Origin of the sequence: Bradyrhizobium sp. SZCCHNRI2009 (assembly GCF_032485115.1) — a bacterium.
Lineage (GTDB): Bacteria > Pseudomonadota > Alphaproteobacteria > Rhizobiales > Xanthobacteraceae > Bradyrhizobium.
On sequence record NZ_JAUEUH010000002.1, the window covers coordinates 882,480 to 904,033 of the forward strand.

At 62.6% G+C, this 21,554-nt stretch carries 19 protein-coding genes and 1 pseudogene; 9 read left to right on the forward strand and 11 right to left on the reverse strand.

What is annotated here, in order from left to right:
- Complete coding sequence (locus QX041_RS11605; protein WP_316165453.1) at nucleotides 1-6,261, reverse strand: HAMP domain-containing protein; 6,261 nt, start codon at nucleotides 6,259-6,261, stop codon at nucleotides 1-3.
- Between the two features lie 684 nt (nucleotides 6,262-6,945).
- Here QX041_RS11605 and QX041_RS11610 point away from each other — a divergent pair.
- On the forward strand, nucleotides 6,946-7,137 hold the full coding sequence (locus QX041_RS11610) for a hypothetical protein (RefSeq protein WP_315711826.1): 192 nt from the start codon (nucleotides 6,946-6,948) through the stop codon (nucleotides 7,135-7,137).
- Between the two features lie 171 nt (nucleotides 7,138-7,308).
- Here the strand turns inward: QX041_RS11610 and QX041_RS11615 are convergent, their stop codons facing one another.
- Nucleotides 7,309-8,322, reverse strand: coding sequence for an SDR family oxidoreductase (locus QX041_RS11615; RefSeq protein ID WP_316165367.1), 1,014 nt, complete (start codon nucleotides 8,320-8,322; stop codon nucleotides 7,309-7,311).
- 476 nt (nucleotides 8,323-8,798) lie between these two features.
- Between QX041_RS11615 and QX041_RS11620 the strand changes: the two genes are divergently transcribed.
- The gene (locus QX041_RS11620; protein WP_316165454.1) at nucleotides 8,799-9,158 is read left to right on the forward strand and encodes a PRC-barrel domain-containing protein; all 360 of its coding nucleotides are present in this window, start codon (nucleotides 8,799-8,801) and stop codon (nucleotides 9,156-9,158) included.
- 84 nt (nucleotides 9,159-9,242) lie between these two features.
- Here QX041_RS11620 and QX041_RS11625 read toward each other — a convergent pair whose 3' ends face one another.
- Both QX041_RS11625 and QX041_RS11630 read right to left on the reverse strand, forming a co-directional pair.
- The gene (locus QX041_RS11625) at nucleotides 9,243-9,518 is read right to left on the reverse strand and encodes a hypothetical protein (protein ID WP_315751081.1); all 276 of its coding nucleotides are present in this window, start codon (nucleotides 9,516-9,518) and stop codon (nucleotides 9,243-9,245) included.
- A 266-nt stretch (nucleotides 9,519-9,784) separates the two neighbouring features.
- Nucleotides 9,785-9,940: a hypothetical protein gene (locus tag QX041_RS11630; RefSeq protein WP_315711831.1), complete on the reverse strand. Its 156-nt coding sequence runs from the start codon at nucleotides 9,938-9,940 to the stop codon at nucleotides 9,785-9,787.
- A gap of 1,139 nt (nucleotides 9,941-11,079) precedes the next feature.
- Here QX041_RS11630 and QX041_RS11635 point away from each other — a divergent pair.
- From QX041_RS11635 to QX041_RS11645, 3 genes are all read left to right on the forward strand, one after another.
- Complete coding sequence (locus tag QX041_RS11635) at nucleotides 11,080-13,116, forward strand: acyltransferase family protein (protein WP_316165369.1); 2,037 nt, start codon at nucleotides 11,080-11,082, stop codon at nucleotides 13,114-13,116.
- Between the two features lie 147 nt (nucleotides 13,117-13,263).
- Nucleotides 13,264-13,737 (forward strand): hypothetical protein, encoded by a 474-nt coding sequence (locus tag QX041_RS11640; RefSeq protein WP_315827573.1) that lies wholly within the window; start codon nucleotides 13,264-13,266, stop codon nucleotides 13,735-13,737.
- A gap of 120 nt (nucleotides 13,738-13,857) precedes the next feature.
- Complete coding sequence (locus QX041_RS11645; RefSeq protein ID WP_315711835.1) at nucleotides 13,858-14,070, forward strand: hypothetical protein; 213 nt, start codon at nucleotides 13,858-13,860, stop codon at nucleotides 14,068-14,070.
- An 83-nt stretch (nucleotides 14,071-14,153) separates the two neighbouring features.
- On the opposite strand, the gene QX041_RS11650 is transcribed toward QX041_RS11645, so the two are convergent.
- Complete coding sequence (locus tag QX041_RS11650) at nucleotides 14,154-14,315, reverse strand: hypothetical protein (RefSeq protein WP_315751088.1); 162 nt, start codon at nucleotides 14,313-14,315, stop codon at nucleotides 14,154-14,156.
- Nucleotides 14,316-14,717: 402 nt separating this feature from the next.
- Nucleotides 14,718-15,452, reverse strand: a pseudogene (locus tag QX041_RS11655) (FkbM family methyltransferase); the annotation flags it as partial.
- Between the two features lie 354 nt (nucleotides 15,453-15,806).
- On the opposite strand from QX041_RS11655, the gene QX041_RS11660 reads away from it, so the two are divergent.
- Nucleotides 15,807-16,775: a hypothetical protein gene (locus QX041_RS11660; RefSeq protein ID WP_316165370.1), complete on the forward strand. Its 969-nt coding sequence runs from the start codon at nucleotides 15,807-15,809 to the stop codon at nucleotides 16,773-16,775.
- 93 nt (nucleotides 16,776-16,868) lie between these two features.
- On the opposite strand, the gene QX041_RS11665 is transcribed toward QX041_RS11660, so the two are convergent.
- The 5 genes from QX041_RS11665 to QX041_RS11685 all read right to left on the reverse strand — a co-directional run bounded on the left by QX041_RS11665 (nucleotide 16,869) and on the right by QX041_RS11685 (nucleotide 19,705).
- On the reverse strand, nucleotides 16,869-18,020 hold the full coding sequence (locus QX041_RS11665) for a tyrosine-type recombinase/integrase (RefSeq protein ID WP_316165371.1): 1,152 nt from the start codon (nucleotides 18,018-18,020) through the stop codon (nucleotides 16,869-16,871).
- Between the two features lie 260 nt (nucleotides 18,021-18,280).
- The gene (locus QX041_RS11670; protein WP_316158742.1) at nucleotides 18,281-18,466 is read right to left on the reverse strand and encodes a hypothetical protein; all 186 of its coding nucleotides are present in this window, start codon (nucleotides 18,464-18,466) and stop codon (nucleotides 18,281-18,283) included.
- On the reverse strand, nucleotides 18,463-18,741 hold the full coding sequence (locus QX041_RS11675; RefSeq protein WP_316165372.1) for a hypothetical protein: 279 nt from the start codon (nucleotides 18,739-18,741) through the stop codon (nucleotides 18,463-18,465). The genes QX041_RS11670 and QX041_RS11675 overlap by 4 nt, the downstream gene beginning before the upstream one ends.
- A 43-nt stretch (nucleotides 18,742-18,784) precedes the next feature.
- Nucleotides 18,785-19,015 carry a hypothetical protein gene (locus QX041_RS11680; RefSeq protein ID WP_316165373.1) on the reverse strand — a complete coding sequence of 77 codons (231 nt, stop codon included), beginning with the start codon at nucleotides 19,013-19,015 and terminating at the stop codon, nucleotides 18,785-18,787.
- Between the two features lie 351 nt (nucleotides 19,016-19,366).
- Complete coding sequence (locus QX041_RS11685) at nucleotides 19,367-19,705, reverse strand: helix-turn-helix transcriptional regulator (RefSeq protein ID WP_316158745.1); 339 nt, start codon at nucleotides 19,703-19,705, stop codon at nucleotides 19,367-19,369.
- Between the two features lie 66 nt (nucleotides 19,706-19,771).
- Here QX041_RS11685 and QX041_RS11690 point away from each other — a divergent pair, with 66 nt between their 5' ends.
- The 3 genes from QX041_RS11690 to QX041_RS11700 all read left to right on the forward strand — a co-directional run bounded on the left by QX041_RS11690 (nucleotide 19,772) and on the right by QX041_RS11700 (nucleotide 21,544).
- Nucleotides 19,772-20,056 (forward strand): hypothetical protein, encoded by a 285-nt coding sequence (locus QX041_RS11690; RefSeq protein ID WP_316165374.1) that lies wholly within the window; start codon nucleotides 19,772-19,774, stop codon nucleotides 20,054-20,056.
- Between the two features lie 523 nt (nucleotides 20,057-20,579).
- Nucleotides 20,580-21,077 (forward strand): hypothetical protein, encoded by a 498-nt coding sequence (locus tag QX041_RS11695; RefSeq protein WP_316165375.1) that lies wholly within the window; start codon nucleotides 20,580-20,582, stop codon nucleotides 21,075-21,077.
- Entirely contained in the window at nucleotides 21,074-21,544 is a 471-nt protein-coding gene (locus tag QX041_RS11700) for a DUF2312 domain-containing protein (protein WP_316165376.1), read from the forward strand. Before QX041_RS11695 ends, QX041_RS11700 begins: the two co-directional genes overlap by 4 nt.
- The last annotated feature ends 10 nt before the right edge of the window (nucleotides 21,545-21,554 follow it).

Below are 21,554 nucleotides of genomic sequence, written 5' to 3' on the forward strand. Positions count from 1 at the left end.
TCAGCGGTGCAGCCACATGCGGATCGCAAGAAGCAGCTGCTCGGTGTTGACGGGTTTTGCCAGATAATCGGAGGCGCCAGCTTCGAGACACTTTTCGCGGTCTCCCTTCATGGCTTTCGCGGTCAACGCGATGATGGGGAGCCGGACGAAGGCGGGGTTTTGCCTAATGACGCCGATCGTCTGATAACCATCCATCTGCGGCATCATGATGTCCATGAGGACGATCGCGATCGCGGGATTGCTCTGCACCAGGTCGATCGCTTCGCTGCCGGTGGTGGCCGTCAGCACTTTCATGCCGCGGCGTTCCAGCACGCTGGAAAGAGCAAAGATGTTGCGGGCGTCGTCGTCGACCAGCAGCACCGTCTTGCCGATCAGATCCTCGTCGGAACTGTTCAGCTTCTCGAGCATGCGCTGCTTCTCGAGCGGCAGTTCCGTAATCACGCGGTGAAGGAACAACGACGTCTCGTCGAGCAGCCGCTCCGGCGATTCCACGCCCTTGACGACGATGCTCCGCGCCATCGTATGCAGTTCCGCATCCTCTTCGGCCGACAATTCCCGCCCGGTGAAGACGACCACCGGAACGCTCGACAAGAACTCGTCGGAGCGCAATTGATCGAGCACGTCGAACCCGCTCATGTCGGGCAGCCGCAGATCGAGAACCACGCAGTCGCACGGTGCGCTGCGCAGCGTCTCGAGCGCCGCAGCTCCCGTATCCGCCGCGATGATCTCGATGTCGTCGTGATCCAACAGCTGGCGGATGCTGAGCTGCTCGGCCGCGTTGTCCTCCACGATCAGCAGCCGCTTGCGTCGCGGCTTCGCGTATTCCTTGATCTGCGACAGGGCCGCGCTGACGCCTTCCGTTGTCGTGGGCTTGCTGACGAAGGAGAAGGCCCCACGCGCCAAAGCGTGCTGGCGGTCTTCGTCGAGCGTGATGATCTGCACCGGGATGTGCCGCGTCAGCGGATTATGCTTGAGCTGGCTCAGAACGGTCCAGCCGAGCATGTCCGGCAGGAAGACGTCGAGAGAGATCGCGGCCGGTTGATACTGTTTGGCGAGATCCAGCGCCTCGGCGCCGCGGCTGGCGGTCAGGACCTTGAAGCCCCTGTCGCGCGCGAGGTCGATCAGGACGCGCGCGTAGTGTGGATCGTCCTCGACCACGAGCAGGATCGTATCGCCGGGTTCGAGATCGAGACGATCGTCCGGCGGGGGCTCGATCCCGCGCTCTGGCGCGGCCGCTTGCTGTAGGGCTGGAGGTTGAACGTAGGGAACGGGCGATGCCGGACTGACGCGCGGCGCCGTTGCGGGACCTGAATATTTGAGCGGCAGATACAGCGTGAAGGTGCTGCCCTTGCCGGGGGCGCTCTTGAGGTGGATCTCGCCGCCCAGGAGGTTGGCGAGCTCGCGGCTGATCGCGAGCCCGAGACCAGTGCCACCATATTTGCGGCTCGTGCCGGCATCCGCCTGCTGGAACGCCTCGAAGATCAGCTTCTGCTTGTCTTGCGGAATGCCGATGCCGGTGTCCGAGACTTCGAACGCGATCACGGCCGGTGCCGTATTGAGCACCGGATGTTCTGCGCTCCATCCGCCGAGCGCCGCAGACACCTTCAAGCGCACCCCTCCTTCGGCGGTGAACTTGAAGGCGTTCGAGAGCAGATTCTTCAGCACCTGCTGCAAGCGCTTGGAATCCGTGACGATGCTACGCGCAAGGTTCGGGTCGACGTCGATGTTGAAGGCGAGCAGGCGATTTTCCGCCTCGTGGCGGAACGGACGCCCCACGGTCTCCAGGAGGTTGGTGGTGAGGATCTCCTCGGCGTCGACCGTCACGGTGCCGGACTCGATCTTCGAGAGATCGAGGATGTCGCTGATCAGATTGAGCAGATCGGTGCCGGCGCCATGGATGGTGCGGGCGAACTCGACCTGCTTGAGCGTGAGATTGCCGTCCGGATTCTCGGTCAGCTGCTGGCCGAGGATCAGGATGCTGTTGAGCGGCGTGCGCAGCTCGTGCGACATGTTGGCGAGGAACTCGGACTTGTACTTGGATGTCAGCGCGAGCTCGGTCGCCTTTTCCTCGAGCGCGCGGCGGGCCTGCTCGATTTCCTGGTTCTTGCGCTCGACCTCGACGTTGCGCTCGGCGAGCTGTTGCGCCTTCTGCTCGAGCTGCTCGTTGGTCTGTTGCAGCTCGCGCTGCTGGGTCTGAAGCTCCGCGGCGAGCTGCTGCGACTGCTTCAGCAGTCCCTCGGTCTGCATCGTGGCTTCGATCGAATTGAGCACGATGCCGATGGAGTCGGTGAGCTGCTCGAGGAACGTCATCTGCGACGTCGTGAACGGACTGAGCGACGCCAGCTCGATCACCGCCTTGACCTGGTTCTCGAACAACACCGGCAGCACCACGAGGTTCTTAGGGACGGCGCGGAGCAGGGCGGAGCCCACGGGGATGACGTCGGATGGGATCTCCGAGACCAGCCGCTGGCGTTTGTCGATCGCGCATTGCCCGATCAGCCCCTCACCGAACTGGACGTGCGTCCGGTGAGGATAGATGCCGTCATCGGCGTATGAGGCGAGCAGGCGCAGCTGCGGCGCGGACTCGGTCTCGACCTGGTAGATCACACCGCGGTGAGCGTTCACCAGTGGCGTCAGCTCGGTCAGCAGCAGGCGGCCGACGGTGGTCAGGTCGCGCTGGCCCTGCAGCATGTTGGTGAACTTGGCGAGGTTCGTCTTGAGCCAGTCCTGCTCGGTGTTGAGGTCGGTGGTGAGCCTCAGATTGGTGATCATCGTATTGATGTTGTCTTTGAGCTCGGCCACCTCGCCGCGGGCATCGACCTGGATGGAGCGGGTGAGATCGCCCTTGGTCACGGCGGTCGCGACCTCGGCGATGGCGCGCACCTGGGACGTCAGGTTGGCCGCGAGCAAGTTGACGTTGCCGGTCAGGTCCTTCCACGTGCCGGCCGCGCCGGGCACGTTGGCCTGGCCGCCGAGCCGGCCCTCGACGCCGACCTCGCGGGCCACGCTCGTCACCTGGTCGGCGAAGGTCGCCAGCGTCTCCGTCATGTTGTTGATGGTATCGGCGAGCGCTGCGACCTCGCCCTTCGATTTGACCGTGAGATTCTGCTTGAGATCGCCGTTGGCGACGGCGGTCACGACCTTGACGATGCCGCGGACCTGCTCGGTCAGGTTCGCGGCCATGAAGTTCACGGTATCGGTGAGGTCCTTCCAGGTGCCGGCAACGCCCGGCACCTGCGCCTGTCCGCCGAGCTTGCCTTCGGTGCCGACCTCGCGTGCCACGCGCGTCACCTCGCCGGCGAAGGCGTTGAGCTGATCGACCATGGTGTTGATGGTGTTCTTCAGCTCCAGGATCTCGCCCTTCACGTCGACGGTGATCTTGCGCGACAGGTCGCCGCGCGCCACTGCCGTGGTCACCTCGGCGATGTTTCGGACCTGCGTGGTCAGATTGGCCGCGAGCAGGTTGACGTTGTCGGTCAAATCCTTCCAGGTGCCGCCGACGCCGGGCACAACGGCCTGGCCGCCCAACCGGCCCTCGGTGCCGACCTCGCGCGCGACCCGCGTCACTTCGGCCGCGAACGAGCGCAACTGCTCCACCATCGTGTTCAGGGTGTCCTTGAGCAGCAGGATCTCGCCGCGCACGTCGACCGTGATCTTCTTCGACAGGTCGCCCCCGGCGATCGCGGTCGCGACCTCGGCGATGTTGCGGACCTGCGCGGTCAGGTTCGAGGCCATGAAGTTGACGCTGTCGGTGAGGTCCTTCCAGGTACCTGCGACTTCGGGCACCTCGGCCTGGCCGCCCAGCTTGCCTTCGGTGCCGACCTCGCGCGCCACGCGCGTCACCTCCGATGCGAAGGCGTTGAGCTGATCGACCATGGTGTTGATGGTATTCTTCAGCTCCAGGATCTCGCCCTTCACATCGACGGTGATCTTGCGCGACAGGTCGCCGCGCGCCACCGCCGTGGTCACCTCGGCGATGTTGCGGACCTGCGCCGTCAGATTGCCGGCCATCGAGTTGACGCTGTCGGTGAGATCCTTCCAGGTGCCGGCGACTCCGGGCACGTTGGCCTGGCCGCCGAGCCGGCCCTCGGTGCCGACCTCGCGGGCGACGCGCGTCACCTCGCCCGCGAAACGGTTGAGCTGATCGACCATCGTGTTCAGCGTCTCTTTGAGACTCAGGATCTCGCCGCGCACGTCGACCGTGATCTTGCGCGACAGGTCGCCGCCGGCGATGGCCGTCGCCACCTCGGCGATGTTGCGCACCTGCGCCGTCAGATTGCCGGCCATCGAGTTGACGCTGTCGGTGAGGTCCTTCCATGTGCCGGCCACACCGGGCACCTCGGCCTGGCCGCCGAGCTTGCCGTCGGTGCCGACCTCGCGCGCCACGCGCGTCACCTCACCGGCGAAGGCGTTGAGCTGGTCGACCATCGTGTTCAGCGTCTCCTTCAGCTGAAGGATCTCGCCGGAGACGTTGACCGTGATCTTCTTCGACAGGTCGCCCTTGGCGACGGCGGTGGCGACCTCCGCGATGTTGCGGACCTGGCCGGTCAGGTTCGAGGCCATCGAGTTGACGCTGTCGGTCAGGTCCTTCCAGGTGCCCGCGACGCCGCGCACCATGGCCTGGCCGCCGAGCTTGCCCTCGGTGCCGACCTCGCGGGCGACGCGGGTCACCTCGCCGGCGAACGCGTTGAGCTGGTCGACCATCGTGTTGATGGTGTCCTTCAGCTCCAGGATCTCGCCGCGCACGTCGACGGTGATCTTCTTCGACAGGTCGCCGTTGGCGACGGCGGTCGTCACCTCGGCGATGTTGCGGACCTGCGCCGTCAGGTTCGACGCCATCGAGTTGACGCTCTCGGTGAGATCCTTCCAGGTGCCGGCAACGCCGAGCACGTTGGCCTGGCCGCCGAGCCGACCGTCGGTGCCCACCTCGCGCGCCACGCGCGTGACCTCGCCGGCGAACGCATTGAGCTGGTCGACCATCGTGTTCAGCGTCTCCTTCAACTGAAGGATCTCGCCGGAGACGTTGACCGTGATCTTCTTTGATAGATCGCCGCTGGCGATGGCGGTCGCGACGTCGGCGATGTTGCGGACCTGTGCCGTCAGGTTCGACGCCATGAAGTTCACGTTGTCGGTGAGATCCTTCCAGGTGCCGGCAACGCCCGGCACCTGCGCCTGGCCGCCGAGCTTGCCCTCGGTGCCGACCTCGCGCGCCACGCGCGTCACCTCGGATGCGAAGGCGTTGAGCTGGTCGACCATCGTGTTGATGGTGTCCTTCAGCTCCAGGATCTCACCGCGCACATCGACCGTGATCTTGCGTGACAGGTCACCGCGGGCGACCGCAGTGGTGACGTTGGCGATGTTGCGGACCTGAGCGGTGAGGTTGCCGCACATCGCGTTGACGGAGTCGGTGAGGTCCTTCCAGGTGCCGGCAACGCCGGGAACGATGGCCTGACCGCCGAGCTTGCCGTCGGTGCCGACCTCGCGGGCCACGCGCGTCACCTCCGACGCGAACGAGCGCAGCTGGTCGACCATCGTGTTGATCGCCTCCTTCAACTGCAGAATTTCACCACGCACGTCGACCGTGATCTTCTTCGACAGGTCGCCATTGGCAACCGCGATCGTCACCTCCGCGATATTGCGGACCTGGCCGGTGAGGTTGTTGGCCATCGAGTTGACGCTCTCGGTCAGGTCCTTCCAGACGCCCGTGACTTCGGGAACCTGGGCCTGTCCGCCGAGCTTGCCCTCGGTGCCGACCTCGCGCGCCACGCGGGTCACTTCGGACGTGAAGACGCTGAGCTGCTTGATCATCGTATTGACGATGGTCGCCGACTGCAGGAACTCGCCGCCCAGAGGCCGGCCATCGACATCCAGCTTCACGGTCTGCAGGAGGTCGCCTTGGGCCACGGCGGCGACCGCGCGAGTCACCTCGCGCGTGGGCCATAGAAGATCGTCGATCAACGTGTTGATCGAGCTCTCCATATCCGCCCAGGAGCCGCTGGCGATGCCGAACCGCACGCGCTGGCGCGTCTTTCCCTCGCGTCCCACGACCTGGCCGACGCGCTCGAGCTGCTGCGCCATCCGCTCGTTGGCTGCAATGATCTCGTTGAACGTGTCAGCGATTTTGCCGTCGATGCCGAGATAGTCGCCGCTCATGCGCACGGAGAAATCTCCGGAACGCATGGCCTGGAGGACGCGGAGCAGATCCTGGCTGGCATCGGCCGCCTCGGCTCCGTTGCCGTGGCGACCGAACCCCTGGCGCATGGGCATCGCACCGGCAGCAGCATCATCGCTCATCAAGTTCCCCCAAGTCAGAATCGTCTACCATCAAGAATCTGAGACACTTATGACGGGCGGCATAGAAGCCGCGGCAACTAATCAAATCAAGCCGGGAGGCCGATTTCTCCGGCTGATGGAACCGGCATTTGCCGGCACAAATGGCTCAACTCCACTCCAGGCGGAACGTTCCAGAATTCTTTTTCTCTCTTGCGAGGATGAGCCATCCCTTTCCGGAACCAAGCCAGAGATTAGCCTTCGCTGGTCGTGCCGAGGGGTTACGAGAAGCACGATTCTCAACTCAGTGTCGTGGCCGCCTTCATGGTCGTCCACCGCCAAGTCCCGCGGCCCGGGAGCGACGGGCGATGCGCCCGCCAGTTCCGCAACGCTCCGACCGCAGCGCAGCAAGTAGCGGGTGCAGCGGGGACCTCGTTGTTCGGAGCGCGGGATGACAATGCAGTCCAGGGCTGCGCCGCGATCCCGAAGGGGAAGAGGTCAGAGAGTCAGCAAACCACGGCAGAGCGTTGTGATGCTCGGTCTCACGACCATCTTGCAACTTGGAACAGAACGTACTGCTCCCCGCTTTCGATAGAGAACTGCCGACAGTTCCATGATCATTAATATCGTGTAACACGATTGCATCGGCGCGCGGCGCCCACCAGCTAAATTTGTATGAAACAATCAGATCTTTTCAGAGAGAACGCGGACAACTGCCTCCAGCTTGCGGAGCGCACGCAGGAAGAGCCGGCCTTCCGGCGCTATCGGCGCATGGCCCAGGGCTGGAATGCGCTCGCCCTCCAGCAGGACTGGCTCGACGGCGAGATTGCGCCGCTCGGCGAGCCGAAGGCTGCGCGGCACGAGTAACCAATTGGAATGCAGGAGCGTCCGATGACCCCACGAACGATTCTCATTGCCCTACTGACTGCGTTCAGCTTGGCGTCGGCTGTCGCTGCGTTCACAACGATCCGTCAGGTGCATACGGAAGCGTATTCGCTTCCGCAGCCTGTCACCCGCATTTGAGCGAGGCGGGCGGCTTCAGGGCTGCCCGGACCCTCCCGAAGATCCATAGACCTGCCCGTTGGCGTAGCTCGCGTCCGCAGCGGCCAACTGGACGTAGATCGATCCAAGCTCCACCGGCTGGCCAGGACGACCGAGTGGAGTCTGACCACCAAATTTTTCGAGCTTCTCCATAGTGGCCCCGCCTGAGACCTGAAGGGGCGTCCAGATCGGCCCGGGAGCGACGGCGTTCACGCGAATGCCCTTCGGCCCGAGCTGTTTGGCCAGGGACTTCACGTAGTTCATGGTCGCCGCCTTGGTCTGCGCGTAGTCATAGAGGTCGGGAGAGGGATCGTAGGCCTGCTCGGACGAAGTGCCGATGATGACCGATCCCGGCTTCAGATGGGGCAGGGCGGCCTTGATGATCCAGAACGGGGCATAGATATTGGTTTTCATCGTCGCGTCGAAATCTTCGGACGAGACATCCAGGATCGATTGGCGTGCCTGCTGCCGCGCGGCGTTGTTGACGACGATGTCGAGTCCGCCCAGCGCTTCGACGGCCTGTTGCACCAGGCGCCGGCAGAACTCCTCTTCGCGCAGATCGCCGGGGATGGCGACGGCCTTTCGCCCCTCGGCCTCGATCAATGCGATGACCTCCTGCGCATCCGGCTCCTCGGTCGGGTAGTAGTTGATCGCGACGTCGGCTCCTTCCCGCGCGTAGGCGATGGCGGCCGCGCGTCCCATACCGGAATCGCCTCCAGTGATCAGCGCCTTGCGCCTGGCGAGACGCCCGGAACCCTTGTAGCTGGCTTCACCGTGATCCGGCCGCGGCGACATCTTGCTCGCAAGACCCGGCCAGGGCTGCGACTGGTGTTCGAACGGCGGCTTCGGATATTTGTCCTTGGGGTCCACGAGCGGTTCGGGCGGGGTTGAATTTGCGGCCATCGTCTCGCGTCCTTTCGCTGTTGCCGAGGTCAGCGATGCGGCCGCAAGTGTTGCGGTGCCTCCGACCATCTCGCGGCGGGACATCGACGTTGTGCGATCGCCTGCCATGCGGTGTCTCCTCTCGAGGGACGTGGTCAACGGCCTGAGACCGCCAACGTTTCATTTGGATCGCTGAAAGCACCGTGTCGCGCGCCAGATGCACTGGTCGGCTCTGCGGCCTGTTGGCTCAGGGAGGAACGAACAGGCGCGGCCCGCGTCGTTTTCGATCGAATCGGAGTGGCGTCGGCACTATCCAATCCGACGCCCTGCGTGGATTACCAACCAAGGAGAGCCATCCGATGGCGCAGCAAGGCCAAGGCATCGTCAGGACAGGACGCGGGGAGGATCAGCCCGCCGACAAGGAGCGTGCGCAGCAGGTTCATAGGACCACATCTCCCGATGCTCCGTCCCGCGAGGCGACACGTCATCCCGAGCAGGACAGTAATCCGTCGGCGAGTGACTGAGAGCCCTTCAGGCCCTTGGGAACGGCCGGTGACGGCCGAACGTTATCGATCCATTAGCACCGGGAGGATCACGTGACATCGATGCTCGATGAACGCGAATATGGCAACCTGATTGGAAGCGACAAGGTCGAAGGCACGGCCGTCTATGGCGCCGACGACACCAAGATCGGCACCATCGAACGCGTGATGATCGACAAGCTGAGCGGGCGGGTCTCGTATGCCGTCCTGGGCTTCGGCGGTTTCCTCGGGCTTGGCAATGATCACTACCCGTTGCCCTGGCAATCCCTGAAGTACGACACGCGACTCGACGGCTACGTTACCGGCGTGACCGAAAACCAGCTGCGGGGCGCGCCGAAATATTCCGACGAGCGTGAGTGGGACTGGGGGGATGCCGGGGCGGGGCGCAAGGTCGACGACTATTACGGCGTCCAACTCGCTTAGGACCGCCGACCTCGTTCATTGCGCTGGCGAGGCTGCCGACGAACCTCGCGTATCGCGGCCTTGTCCGCGACCCCCGATGAAATCTCAGGCGGCCGGCGGCTGAGCGCCGTTTTCGGCCGCCGATCCAGCCATCATGCTGCGGCGGCTCGATAGCCAGATCGGAATCTCGCGGTAGCAGGTGCCTTTTTCATTCATCTCTGCGACCGTCCACCGGCTCGGATGCCGTTCCTTGCCGACGAAGACCCAGTCATCGGCGGTGGGGGGCGGCTCATTCGGCCTCGTCCTCAGCCATGCCGAACGCGCTCCTTTCGGCAAGCGATCCTGCTTCATCTGATAGAGATCATATACTGGTGAACGCATGACGCTACTCGTCCTCAAGCAACCGCAATTCTCAACACCCCCAGCGTGTCGCGTCGTCGCGGCGGAATTGTGGGAGCGGCGCGGCCAGGCTGTGCAAAAGCACGATCAAGCCTGTGATTGACGGCATCTGCCATATTCTTCGCGTGGCGCGTATCGCTTCGAAAAGGCGACGCGCGGGGCCGTTCAATAACCCCGCGAGTCGGGACCGACGCCGATCGCGTCCGGCAATGAAGAGTCGCCAGCCCGCGACCGGTTGACTGATCAAATCAGAAGAAGGCGTAGCTGAGATCGAGACCGTAGGTGGCGTGGAGGATGAAGCCAAACGCCGTGGCGCCGCAGAGCATCAGGATCGTGCGCAGCTTCTCGGTGTCGATACGGGTCTCTTCGAGATGGGTCGGGAGAGCCTTGATGAGTGTTGTCATTGTGGGACCTCTGTACGCGAAACGAAGACGGAGAGTGAGTTATGAAAAGTATATCCGAGGTTGTTAGATCCCGTTTCTGGGGAGGTGGTTTTTGTAGAGTCCCAGAAGAGTTCTAATTGTGAAAGAGGAACCCAGCATCGTGCAGTTTTTGGGGCAAAGTTGCGGAAAGTAAATGATCAGTAAATTAAATCTGAGGTTGATATTAGTTGCGTGCAGTATTGTTGCACGTCTTGGCTGTTGAAAGAAGTTGCCAGGTTGCGGAGACGCGGCGCCGCACGTTTTTAAGCTTAATTCCTTCAGGGAGGCGGTTTGAGCGTGCTCATCCGGTGCGGCCCGGTGCCGATGAGCACCGTGCGCGCCACGGCGCCAATGCGGTTGCAAAAGCAATTCTAAGTATAGAGGCAGCTCACCTCGACCTCGGCCAATTTGTGGCGAGGTGTTAACGGCTATGGCGATGTCGCCACTCGCTCGCCGGGTTCTTTGGCATGACTGGTATCATGTGGGTGGTGACGACGGAAGCGGGTCGCTGAAATCTCGCTGGCGGGTGTGCTGATCATACAACAGCCCCACCATCATCGAGCGGGGATCGCACGGGCGTCTCGTGTCGAGCCCAGTTGAGGCGCCAGCATGATGGGCAGTTCATGAATCATGATGGAGGAAGCGCGCGTGGCATGCCCGCCCTCGGTGATGAAGGCGCGTTGCTAGGCTTGAGCAAGAAGAGAAGGCCCAAGGTTGAGCAGTTACCGACACCCGAGCGGCCGTCGGGTCGAAGGCTGCGTTGGGCAGCGCGCGCGAGCGCGGCGCATGGATCTGGCTTGCTCGCAAGGTGGGCCTGGACGGATGCTGCGCGTTCTCGCTGCTCTGTCGAGCTCTCGATCACCGTCCCCATGTCAGTACCGGGATGTCGCGACCGATCGGCAATCCTGCCGATGCGAAGCGGATGACGCCGCAGGCGGAATGGGCGCCGGCCGTGCCCGCTATCCTCCAGCATCCCCGCGTGATGGGCTCCTGAGGCGGTGCGGCAATTCGGATACACCAACCAACAACGGTATTTCCGTGTGTTTCTGAACGTTGCAATTCATTTTGGAACATGTCAGCAGGTAGCCTGTTAGGGCGAACGGCCCGCCCAGGCTGCCAGCATGACGCGCACAAAGGTTTTGGAATACCGGCCGGACATCAATTGGCTGCGCGCCGTAGCCGTGATTTCGGTCATTGGATTTCATTACGAGCTGCCGGGCTTTGGCGGTGGGTTTGTCGGCGTCGACATCTTCTTCGTCATCTCCGGTTATGTGATCTCCCGGCTCATTTGGACGGGCATTCAATCCGATTCGTTTTCCTTCATTGAGTTCTACGAACGGAGGGCGAGGCGGCTGCTTCCGGCGCTCTATTTGATGATCGTCGTCACCGGGATGGTCGCGTGGTTCTTGGCGCCTCCAGGCGACTACCGAATGTTCTTCGGAAGCGCGATCTCCACGGTGCTGTTTTCGTCGAACGTCTTCTTCTGGTCGCAGACCGGCTATTTCGATCTACCAACGATCGGGAAGGTTCTCATCCACACCTGGTCATTGTCGGTGGAGGAGCAGTTCTACTTCCTATTTCCGGTCGTGACTTGGCTCTGGAGCCGGCTGTTTCCCGATCCAACGTCGAAGCCGTCGCTCGGGCTGGTCATCCTCGGAACGATCGCGCTGTGTGTGCTCGACGAGCTTTGGATCAAGCAATCGCCCTCGACCGCCTTCTACATCGCCCCGCTGCGGGCCTGGGAGTTCCTGATCGGAAGCATTGCGTTTTTCCTGCATCGATGGTCGCCGGTTGGAAGCGTGACGCGCCTGGCCTTCGCGGCCGCGGGCATGGTCTCCATGCTGCTTGCCGTGGTCATCTTCCGCGCAGAGACCCGCTTCCCGGGATTGCACGCGCTGGTCCCCTGTGTCGGTGCTGCGGTCTACATCGTCGCGTTCAATCAGGAGAAGGGCAGACCCGGGCTGCCATTCAGTGAGCTCGGAGCATTCCTCGGCCGTTTGTCCTACTCGCTCTATCTTTGGCACTGGCCGGTTTTCGTCCTCGGCAGGGCCGCGCTGCCGCTGGATGTGGCGACCTCGGCGGCAGCTACGGTTGGACTCCTGCTGTGCTCGCTGCTGCTGGCCTATCTGTCCTACGTCATCGTCGAGCGGCCTGCGCGCGCACGAACGGTATGGGGTGGCGTGCGTGGCTCCCCGGTGATCGCGGGCATTGCCACCGTCATGGTCGCGGTCGGAGTTCACGGCGTCGCGCATGACGGCTACGCCGATCGCTTCCCGCAATCACAGGCACGAATGCTCCGGTACGATTCCCGGACGATGGAGCCGTTCTATCGTGCGCACAGCTGCTTCTTGCAGCCCGATGAGCCGGCATCGGCCTACGATTTCGAGGCGTGCCTGAAACCGGCTGCGAACAAGCGCAACATTCTGCTCGCCGGCGACAGCCTTGCCGCGCATTATGCCTGGGCGTTGCGCAGCTACCTGTCGTCCGATGCCTACCATCTTCTGCAGCTCACGTCAGGGGGCTGCCCGCCGTTCGTCGAGCTCAAGCTGAGCAGCTCGCGAAACTGTAACGACGTCAATCAGCTGCTGCGCGATCAGATCAAGGCGCACCGCTTTGACGCCATCATTCTTTCCGGCAATTGGCGCGCCTATCTCGAAACCTATGGCCGGCCTCCCGCACGGCGCGTCGACGGTTATTTGAACGCGCTGCTGGCGGTCGCTCAGGAAACGGGTGTTCCCGTCCTGCTGCTCGGTCCCTCGATCGAGTTTCCAGTTCCCTTGGCTTCGACGTTGTTCAACCATGAGCAGACGCACGTCCCGATCGGCAATTCGCTGGTGCCGAAAGACGCGTCGTTCGAGGCGGACGATCGTCTGAGAGAGATCGCCCGCGCGTATCCGCTCGTTCAATACGTTTCCATTCTCGACACGATTTGCAGCAAGAGGCGTTGTCCGCTGACGATTGACGCGGAAACCCCGATCGTCTGGGATACCATCCATTTCACCCCGGAAGGCTCGAGGTTCGTCGTCTCGCAACTCGCGCCGCAACTGGATGCCTTCTTGCGAAGGCTGGAGCAGCCCTCCGAGACCGGAACGAACGAGCTCATGGCTGGTGACGGTCCGGCGGCAACCCGGAACCTTGCCCCCTCCCGCGTTCAATGATGGAAGCGACCGAGCACGGGACCTCGGGAGCCATGAACTTCGGCGGGTGTCGTGCGTTCGCCTGCCGTTGATGTCGGACATTGCCTTCGGGCGGCCGCGAAAGTGATCCAACGTCATCGCGTTCTCAAGCCGTTCGGGACGACACACATGAATCCGATCATCAAGGCGATGGCAGTGCTTGCGTGCGCCGCCTGCTGGAGCACCGCCGCGACGGCCCAATCGGTTCGCTGGAACACCTATAGGATCCCGGAGACCGGCACATCGGTCGACATTCCGGTCTCGATCTTCAGCGACACGGCGGGCCAACCCGAGGGCTACGGCCAACGCTTCCAGACTGCCGACGGCCGCGCCAATCTGACCGTGCAGTCGGTATCGAATAACGCGCGGGAGTCACCTGCGCGGTTCCTTGCCAGGAAGAACCCTCCGCCGAATATTCAATACAAGCGCGTCACCTCGCGATTCTTCGCGGTGTCGAGCTACAAGGGCGACTATGTCTGGTACAATCGCTGCAACTTCGTTGGCGGCTACGTGCATTGCGTGCTGATCAACTACCCCCGGGTCTGGGAGCGCGCTTGGGACGGCATCGTCACCCGCATCAGCCTGTCGCTGAACCGAAGCTGAGGGGGGCGCTTAGCGAAGTCTTCGGCTGGCTGCTTTGATCCACCTCAATGATACCGTCGGGCTCCTCTGAATAAGCTTCGGCTTCATTTCAGCCGCCGCTTACAGATGAGCCAGTCCTTCATGGCCGCAGCGTCCTTCACCGTACGGGCCGAAAGCGCCAGCGCGATCGCCACCATCAGGTGCCGCAGCGCGCAGGACGCGCTGCTGACGGCCAATGCCTATCTGCGTCTCGGCGCCGCCTGCGTCAGCATCGAGATGCCCGGCGGACAAAGCATGAGCCCGGACCGGCTCGATGCGCTGCTTAACGATTCTGGCGGGCGCATCGGCTTCTGAAATCGGGCGTCGGGCGCACCGCCACTCTTCCCTGGCGTGATCGCGACGGCTTGTGCGGGAGCATTCCGGGAGTGCGTCCAGGCTCAGGATGACGACGCTTCGACGCGGTCGTCGGGGAGCGCCGTCCGCCACGAGACATCGGTAATGTAGGGGCCGTACAGGACATCCTGGCGCCGCTGGTAAATGATCGTAAGGGCGACGGCGGCGATGAAACAGATTGCAGTCAAAATGGCTAGTTCGAACATGGTTCAACTCCATCGCCCAGCACGTGGCGGACGAAGGGCGTCGGCGTCAAATGGAAGCCGGCGTTAAGCTGAAGAGGAAAGCTTAATGCACGCGAGGCATCCTGCGTCGCAGGCGAACAGCCAAAGCAGAACCTCTGGGTCCGCGCGGCTGAACCTCGGGTCGAGAGTCCGGCCGCTCGGCGCGCGCTACTCAGCGACGGTCGGCTGACCGGTATCAAGCTCCGGAAACATCGCCCGGCAGCTCAGGCAATAGGATTCGAAAATAAAGCTCAGCAACGTGGACATCGGTAACCCCCATCAGTCGATGTGATGCTGGGCAACTTGCCGGGGGACTGTTTCAGGACGACTTCGTGCGCCCGGCGAAGTGGTTTCGATCGGTGCCAGGAAAGCTTCGTGGTCACAGGACGTCGGCGCGCGCACGCTCCTGAAGATGAAGTTGTTGCAATAGTCCTTCCGCTTCCAGAACCATTCGCCATCGGCGCGCTGATGGATTTCCGGGTCGAAGGCAGACAACGGAAGCAATCTCCCGCGGCTCAGGAATTGGCCCCGATAGCCGAGACCCCGCAGGAGCAAGAATGTCTCCTTCACCCTGTCGAGCGTCGCCAGGCGGCGGTCGCACTCGACCACGATCAACGGCCGGCATCGGCGCAAGGTGCGCTCGGCGCCGCGCAGTACGTCGAGTTCGGCACCCTCGACGTCGATCTTGATCGCAGAGACGTTTGCGGTGTCAGGGAGATAGTCGTCCAGCGACGTCGTCTGCACCTGGATCGCCTTCGAGGTCTCGGCGGGCCGGAGCAGCGAAGCTCCGGGCTGATGCCCTTCGGGAACGAACAGGGTTTTCCTGCTGGAGCACGAATAGACGGCGCGCGGTTCGACGACGACATTGTCGAGCGAGAACCGGGAGCAGAGCCGCGCCAATCGTTCGGCAAGGTCCGGCTGGGGCTCGAAGGCGATGACCCGCCCCGGCGCCGACCACCGTGCCAGCCAGTAGAGAAAACTGCCCTTGTTGGCGCCGATGTCGCAGACGATGTCGCCGCGCCGGATGTGACGCTGCAACTCGGACAGCTCCGTCTTGTGGTCGCGGAATCGGGACCGCAGGATTCTGACCAGAAACCGGGATGCCTCATGTTTCGCCAACCGAGCCCCCCAACGCCATGGCTACGCGCCCGCCAAACGAGGGCGGGCTCGGGTGCGCACGCCCTGTCGTTCACGGCAATGCTTCAAAATGGACGAGTGGCGGGGCGCCAGGATGGCGCTGGCGTGGCGATTGGCGATCCCAGCAGGACTCGAACCTGCAACCCGCGGAGTAGAAATCCACAAGTGATAGTCAAAAATCTTTAGGAATATCAGGGTGATATTCGCAGTAGATTGCGAGCTTCGGAGAGAAGTACGGGACTTGGAACTTTCAGTCTCTGAACGTCTTTGGTTGTGCTATCATCGCGCATGTCCGAAACAGCGCCTCCGCCTCATCCACTGACGCGACGTTATTCCATGGCTGCATTGATCGTAGCGGGAGGTTCTCTCGCTGTTGGTCTCGTTTTCGGCGCACTCAACTACCTGAAACCATCGGGCACAGTCCAACATGTTTCGACTCAGAATAATACGGCGATTGCTGGAAGCAATAATTCAGCATCGATCTACAATGGTCCCGTCTATCAGAATAACCTTGTAAAGCCAGCTCAGCCAGAGACCGCGGCAGCTGGCACAAAGCCATTTTCTTGGATCTGGGAAGCACTGACACACGATGAGATGGAACGCTTATATGGATCCCTCCAAGGTCTAGGGCTGCAATCGGTACAAGTCGTTTGCAACAGAGACACGTGTACGGGGCTGGCCGAGAGTTTTAAGGAAGTCTTTCGACGGCTAGGATGGCAGCTGATGGAAGATGGACGGGCGGCGTTTTTATATGCAAATGGTGTGACGGGCATTCAGCTAAATAGAACTGATAGCACGGGCGCTGCATTTAAAAGTGCAGTAGAATCTGCAGCGCGCCTGTCGATCCAGTTGCAAGCGCCAGCGCTGGGTAAGCCGGTGATAGCGCATATCTTAGTAGTTATCGGAGGCAAAAATCTCCCGGAGCCCATGCCAATTGAGTTGCGTAATGGCCTGCAGGACTTAGGCTACAAACTCACTGATCTATCGATGGAGCTGTTCAATTTTAGTGCAGACAGAGAACGCGACAAGCCTTCGCTTCAGGAGGGTTTCGATAAGTCGCGGGCTTATGAGAGGGAAACTGCGTCGATCGTTAAAAGAAGTTTTGGAGCCAAGATCCTGGCCTATGAGTCAGACCTAAGGATGCTTGGAATCGACGTTCCGTTTGGGTTTCAACCTGGGTCCGCAGACTATCGTCCAGAACTGTGGGCTAAATGGTTTGGTGCTGTTGGAGGTTATTTCAAGCAGGGAAAAGTTGCGGAAGCAAGAATTATGAGTGCCGATCGGGACCTATGGTTCCATCAGTGAGATAGACTCATCTTCGGGGTGAGGCCACTACTTTGTTTTGAACGCGTCTCGGGAGCTTTCAAATTCAAGCTTCTCCGGTTCGCTCCGACTGCTCTATTTTAGTACCCTGCGAGTGGTGTGCGGCTTTGGCGCGTCCGCGCGTGCGGTTGCTTCCTCCATCGCCTCGCGAAGGTCTTCGACCAGCGCGTCGGTGTAGAAGGTCGCGGTGGTCTTGATATCAGTGTGACCGAGCAGTGTCTGAACCACTTTGAGATTGCGTGTCTTGCGCAGCGTGCGCATCCCGGTGGTGTGGCGAAGATCGTGAATGCGCGCCGTGATGCCGTGTTCTTTCCACTTCCGGCAGTAGGTGGTGAACCCGTAATAGCTCATTGGATAGCGCTGGCCTCTGATCCGCTTCTCGCCGTTTTTTGGATGCTTCTTCCAGGTCCGCTTTGCGATGAACGTGAAGACGTGCACAGGGTGGTCGCCGCGGCGGCGCCACAGCATCTGATAGGCTTCCTTGGTCAGCGGGATGACGCGCGGCTGGCCGCCCTTGGTGATGACGCGGATCACGGCAAGGTCGAAATCGACCTGCGGCCAGGTCAGGAACAGATTGCCCTTGCGCAGGCCGGTGATGATGGCGAAGCGCCTGACGTCGGCATAGTCGCGGTCCTCGGCGGCGTCGAGCGTCGCTTCCTCGGCCGCCGAGATCTCGCGAATGTGGCGCTTCACCTGCTTCAGCCGGTGCTTGCGCCACTTCGGCATCTTGACGATCGCCGCGTTCCAATTGTCGGCCGCGCGGTACATGACCTGGCGCAGCAGGTCGATGGTGCGATTGACCGTGCGCGGGGTGATCGGCCGGCGCAGGATGACCTTGCGGTCGTTTTCGACCACGGTGCGATCGCGCCTGGTATCCTTCCGCCGCTCGGCGACCATGCGCGAGACGGCGTCGTCGTTGATGGTGTGCAGATAGGTCCGGGCGCCCATGATTTCGACCAGGCGGTCGAGCACGCTGCGGATGCGCTGATCGGCCAGGGTCGAGCCGTGCTCGGTCCACCAGCGGTCGCAGGCAGCCTTGAGCGTAAGGGGCGACGAGCCCTCGGCCTTCAGTCGCTCGACGAGGGCGCGGGCCTCGATCTTGCGCGCTTCCTCGAAGGTCTGAGCCTGACGTTCATCCCGGAGCTTGGTTGAGCCGTAAAAGCGAAAATGTTCGATCTCGAAGTCGTACTGCCAGTAGGGGCTCTTTCGGGTCTGGTAGATGGACATGAGCGCGCTTTCGGCTGGGCTGGCTCCGGGACGGCCAGGGCCTCGAGGAAGGCGACCACGTCGCGTGGCATGAACACGCGGCGGGGCTTCTTCCGACCGCATCCCTTGATCCGCCCGGTGAGCCGCCCGGCCTCAATATGCCGCGCCAGCGTCTTGCGGTCCATGGGGAGCAGGCGGCAGAGCTCCGGCAGCCCGATTGTCGCTTGGATGGCGAAATGGGCCTCCAGTGCGGCCGGAAGGGCTGGCAGGGGCATGGCGCGTCAGGCCTTCGGTGGATCGCGCGCGGGCAGGCCAGGGACGGCGGCGACGGCCTTCTCGGCAACCTCGGACGTGCGCTCGATGACGGCGCGCAAGATCTCGGCGCAATCCGCGCGGCCGATGCCGAACACGCCGCGCGCCTGGAGCTCCTCGTCGAGGTACATGGCCATGACAGTGATCACGCTCATTCTGCCGCCTCGCGAATGACCAGGAAGATCTTATCGCCCCTGCGCTCGGCCAGGCCGCGCGCGATCGCTTTCTCGACGGTGGCGTTTCTGAAGCGGCGTCCGCGGCCGGCGGCGCGCCACTGAGCGTTGCCTTCCCGGTGCAGCGGCCCCCGTGCCAGCACGGCGATGCACTGATCGACCGTGCTCGGCCACGGCTTGCGGTGATATTCGTAGATGCGGCGCTCGCCACGCTTGGTGATGTAGGTGACCCGCTGCACTGGATGTTTCAGCTTCATGACTCGGCCTCGATGCGGGCGAGGAGGGCAGACCGTCTGATGATCATCGCGACGCCGCGCAGTCGGTCAAAACGGCGAGAATGGGCCTGTCGTAGCAGGCCGGACGCTCCGACGATGCGAGGCGGGCAATCAGTCCGGCGCCGGCAAGCGGCACCATCGCAGCCAACACGATGACGACGAGTGCGGCGGCCAGCGGGGCATGGGTCTCCTGCGGGCCGTGCCGCAGCAGCTGTTCGCGCCGCCAGCGAACAGTTTGTTTCTGTCTGTTAACCATCGGAACTAACCTTTCGTTAGCCACGGCTTGCGCCACCGGAGGTAGGCGAGCACAGTTGCAACCAATCAAAGGGCAACGCTGCCGTCTGCCGAATGTGCTGCACCTTACTCAAATAATTTGAATATGCAAACCGCTTACTCAAATATTTTGAACAAAGAGCTGCGCCTGCCCCGGGGTTAGGGTCAGAAGGGCGGACTGGGAATGGGGAAAAGGGGTGAGGGTTGGCACCGGCGCCGCGCGATGGAGCTGTGCTGCCAACTGCCTGAAGATCCGGAGGACGCCGCGATCGTCCTCGCCTATATGCGCGATTTTCTCGATAGTTTCCTGGCAGCCGACCGTCAGCCTGGCGGGTTAGGCCCGCGCGCGGTCCTGCCCGGGCTTCGGCTCGTTGAGAGCCCGATCCAGATCCACGCTCAGGCCCCTCCGCTCGCCGTTATAGAGCCAATCGAGGGTCAGTCCGGGGATGATTCGCACTAGTTTTTGCGCGACGTCGATACTCAAGGGCATCCCGCCAACAAAGTTGGCCCATCGCTGCGGAGAAATCCCCAATCGATCAGTGAAGGCCTTTTGCGTATCGAGCTTTAATAGGGCCTGCACGCGCCTAAGCCGTTCGATACGTTCAAGAACTTCCTGGGGGAGTTGTGGTTTTGAAGGGGGCTTTGGCATCGCCGCGGAGGATGGCGCAGGCATCACTAAAATCCCATTAAGGAAACTTGAGCGTTGCGTATTCAAATAATTTGAGTATCGCTCGGGTGCATGAAGAAGATCACCCGACGATTCGAAACGACCGGACAGGTTTTCGACGCCCTCGGTGTTGGCGGCGTGATGGCTCTGACACGCGGCAACAAAACCGCAGTCTACTACTACAAGGCCTCCGGCAAATTCCCGCCCAAGACCTACGTAGTCCTAAAGGCCGCTCTGTCTGCCATCGGCGCCGATGCACCTGACAGCCTCTGGCAGATGATCGAGCCCGACCCCGTCGCGCTTGCCGGCGTCGTGCAGCGCCTGCCGTCCGCTGCTGGTGATGAGGTGCAACCATGAGCGGCATCGTATCGGGCCGAGGCGGCGCCGGTCGATCCGGCGGGCAGGGCGCGCAAGGCGATTATTTCGGCCTGTGGATATCCGGCTTTGGCGCTTCGCCGCGCGGCTGTGCGCGGCTGTGGAAAAGTCTCGCCGCGCCTGTATTTCAAGGCGTTTGCGCAACGGGCTCCCGGGGTGGGCCCTCACCGGCTGGGGCGGGTTATGACGCCGCCTCAGAAATCGAAGCTCAACTGGGTCGGCCAGGAACGGGTGTGAGCACAGACGTGCTCTTTCCGTCCCAGCCGGCGCCGGTCGTACGCTCGCACGTACACGAACTGCGGCTTCGCCATGTCTGTCATGGCGGACTCCTTCGCTGGTCGCGGGTGGAAGCCCGCGGGCTCCGGCGCGCGGACACGCGCCGTCGAGCATGTGAGCCTGGCCGATTGGCCGGCAGCGGAGGCAGGCCGGTGAGGGCCCCGCTTGGGATTGTAGCGGATGGGGCCCGGTTGCAAGCGGCAATCCACAGCAATCGTGGGGTGCTGGCATGAGACCGGATGGCTCCATCGGCCCGCGCAAGCGCAATGACCGGATGACGGCCGTGCAGGCTGTGGCCGACGAGGCGCTGATATCGGCCGCCGGCGACATGTTCGCGGCGGGCCTCGACACCCGTGAGATGGCGGCGCGGCTGATCGTGCCGGAGGCGGCCGTCACGGCGGCGCTGCGCATGGCGCGTGAGCGGCAGCTCGGCCTGGCGCCTGCGCCGATGTCTGTGGCGCGCGTGGATGCGGCTGGCTTCTCCGAGGATGCTGAGACCGTCGTCGGCGCCGAGCAGGTGGTCTCGATGCCGCACGTGATGGAGCTGTCGGTGCGTGGGGATCTCGCGGTCCGCGTTCGTATCCGCGGCATCGACGGGCAGCTGCTGGTCGACGTCGCGATGACGGCGAAGCGCGCGCTGCGCGCCGCCGGCTTGTTCAAGCTGGCCGCTGAGCGCGCCGATCCGTCGCTTTTGGCCGATGCGCAGATCCTGGAGTTTGGCCGATGAGCGTCGCCACCACCGAAGGCCGCGAGCTGCTCAGCTCCTATATCGAACGGATCGAGCGCATCGTCGAGGAGATCGTGGCGCTCAAGGATGATCAGAAGGTGCTGTTCGCCGAGGCGAAGGCAAAGGGCTTCGACACCAAGGCGATGCGCCGGATCATCAAGCGGCGGCAGAAGGACCAAGGCGAGGTTGCCGAGCAGGAGTCGATCGACGGCATCTACATGCATGCGATCGGTATGACGTCGGAGCATCCGCTGCACGCCCAGGTCAAGCGCCTGACGGCTGACGGCATCGGACGCGAGCAGGTAATCGAGGCGCTGCAGCTGCTGATCCCGGTCAATGGCGAGATCATCGCCAGCGTCGGCGGCCACCCGATGCGGCTCTGGCGCACGGCGGACGGCAAATCGTTTGCCGAGGAGTACGTGCCGCCGCTGTTTCAGGACTTCATGAACAAGCGCAAGGCATCATGAGGAACGCGTC

Bases quoted from the DNA above. Each gene is read 5' to 3' on its own strand.
- QX041_RS11605 (WP_316165453.1), bottom strand. From the start codon at position 6,261: ATGCGCCAGGGGTTCGGTCGCCACGGCAACGGAGCCGAGGCGGCCGAT.
- QX041_RS11610 (WP_315711826.1), top strand. From the start codon at position 6,946: ATGAAACAATCAGATCTTTTCAGAGAGAACGCGGACAACTGCCTCCAG.
- QX041_RS11615 (WP_316165367.1), bottom strand. From the start codon at position 8,322: ATGGCAGGCGATCGCACAACGTCGATGTCCCGCCGCGAGATGGTCGGA.
- QX041_RS11620 (WP_316165454.1), top strand. From the start codon at position 8,799: ATGCTCGATGAACGCGAATATGGCAACCTGATTGGAAGCGACAAGGTC.
- QX041_RS11625 (WP_315751081.1), bottom strand. From the start codon at position 9,518: ATGCGTTCACCAGTATATGATCTCTATCAGATGAAGCAGGATCGCTTG.
- QX041_RS11630 (WP_315711831.1), bottom strand. From the start codon at position 9,940: ATGACAACACTCATCAAGGCTCTCCCGACCCATCTCGAAGAGACCCGT.
- QX041_RS11635 (WP_316165369.1), top strand. From the start codon at position 11,080: ATGACGCGCACAAAGGTTTTGGAATACCGGCCGGACATCAATTGGCTG.
- QX041_RS11640 (WP_315827573.1), top strand. From the start codon at position 13,264: ATGAATCCGATCATCAAGGCGATGGCAGTGCTTGCGTGCGCCGCCTGC.
- QX041_RS11645 (WP_315711835.1), top strand. From the start codon at position 13,858: ATGGCCGCAGCGTCCTTCACCGTACGGGCCGAAAGCGCCAGCGCGATC.
- QX041_RS11650 (WP_315751088.1), bottom strand. From the start codon at position 14,315: ATGTTCGAACTAGCCATTTTGACTGCAATCTGTTTCATCGCCGCCGTC.
- QX041_RS11660 (WP_316165370.1), top strand. From the start codon at position 15,807: ATGGCTGCATTGATCGTAGCGGGAGGTTCTCTCGCTGTTGGTCTCGTT.
- QX041_RS11665 (WP_316165371.1), bottom strand. From the start codon at position 18,020: ATGTCCATCTACCAGACCCGAAAGAGCCCCTACTGGCAGTACGACTTC.
- QX041_RS11670 (WP_316158742.1), bottom strand. From the start codon at position 18,466: ATGAGCGTGATCACTGTCATGGCCATGTACCTCGACGAGGAGCTCCAG.
- QX041_RS11675 (WP_316165372.1), bottom strand. From the start codon at position 18,741: ATGAAGCTGAAACATCCAGTGCAGCGGGTCACCTACATCACCAAGCGT.
- QX041_RS11680 (WP_316165373.1), bottom strand. From the start codon at position 19,015: ATGGTTAACAGACAGAAACAAACTGTTCGCTGGCGGCGCGAACAGCTG.
- QX041_RS11685 (WP_316158745.1), bottom strand. From the start codon at position 19,705: ATGCCTGCGCCATCCTCCGCGGCGATGCCAAAGCCCCCTTCAAAACCA.
- QX041_RS11690 (WP_316165374.1), top strand. From the start codon at position 19,772: ATGAAGAAGATCACCCGACGATTCGAAACGACCGGACAGGTTTTCGAC.
- QX041_RS11695 (WP_316165375.1), top strand. From the start codon at position 20,580: ATGAGACCGGATGGCTCCATCGGCCCGCGCAAGCGCAATGACCGGATG.
- QX041_RS11700 (WP_316165376.1), top strand. From the start codon at position 21,074: ATGAGCGTCGCCACCACCGAAGGCCGCGAGCTGCTCAGCTCCTATATC.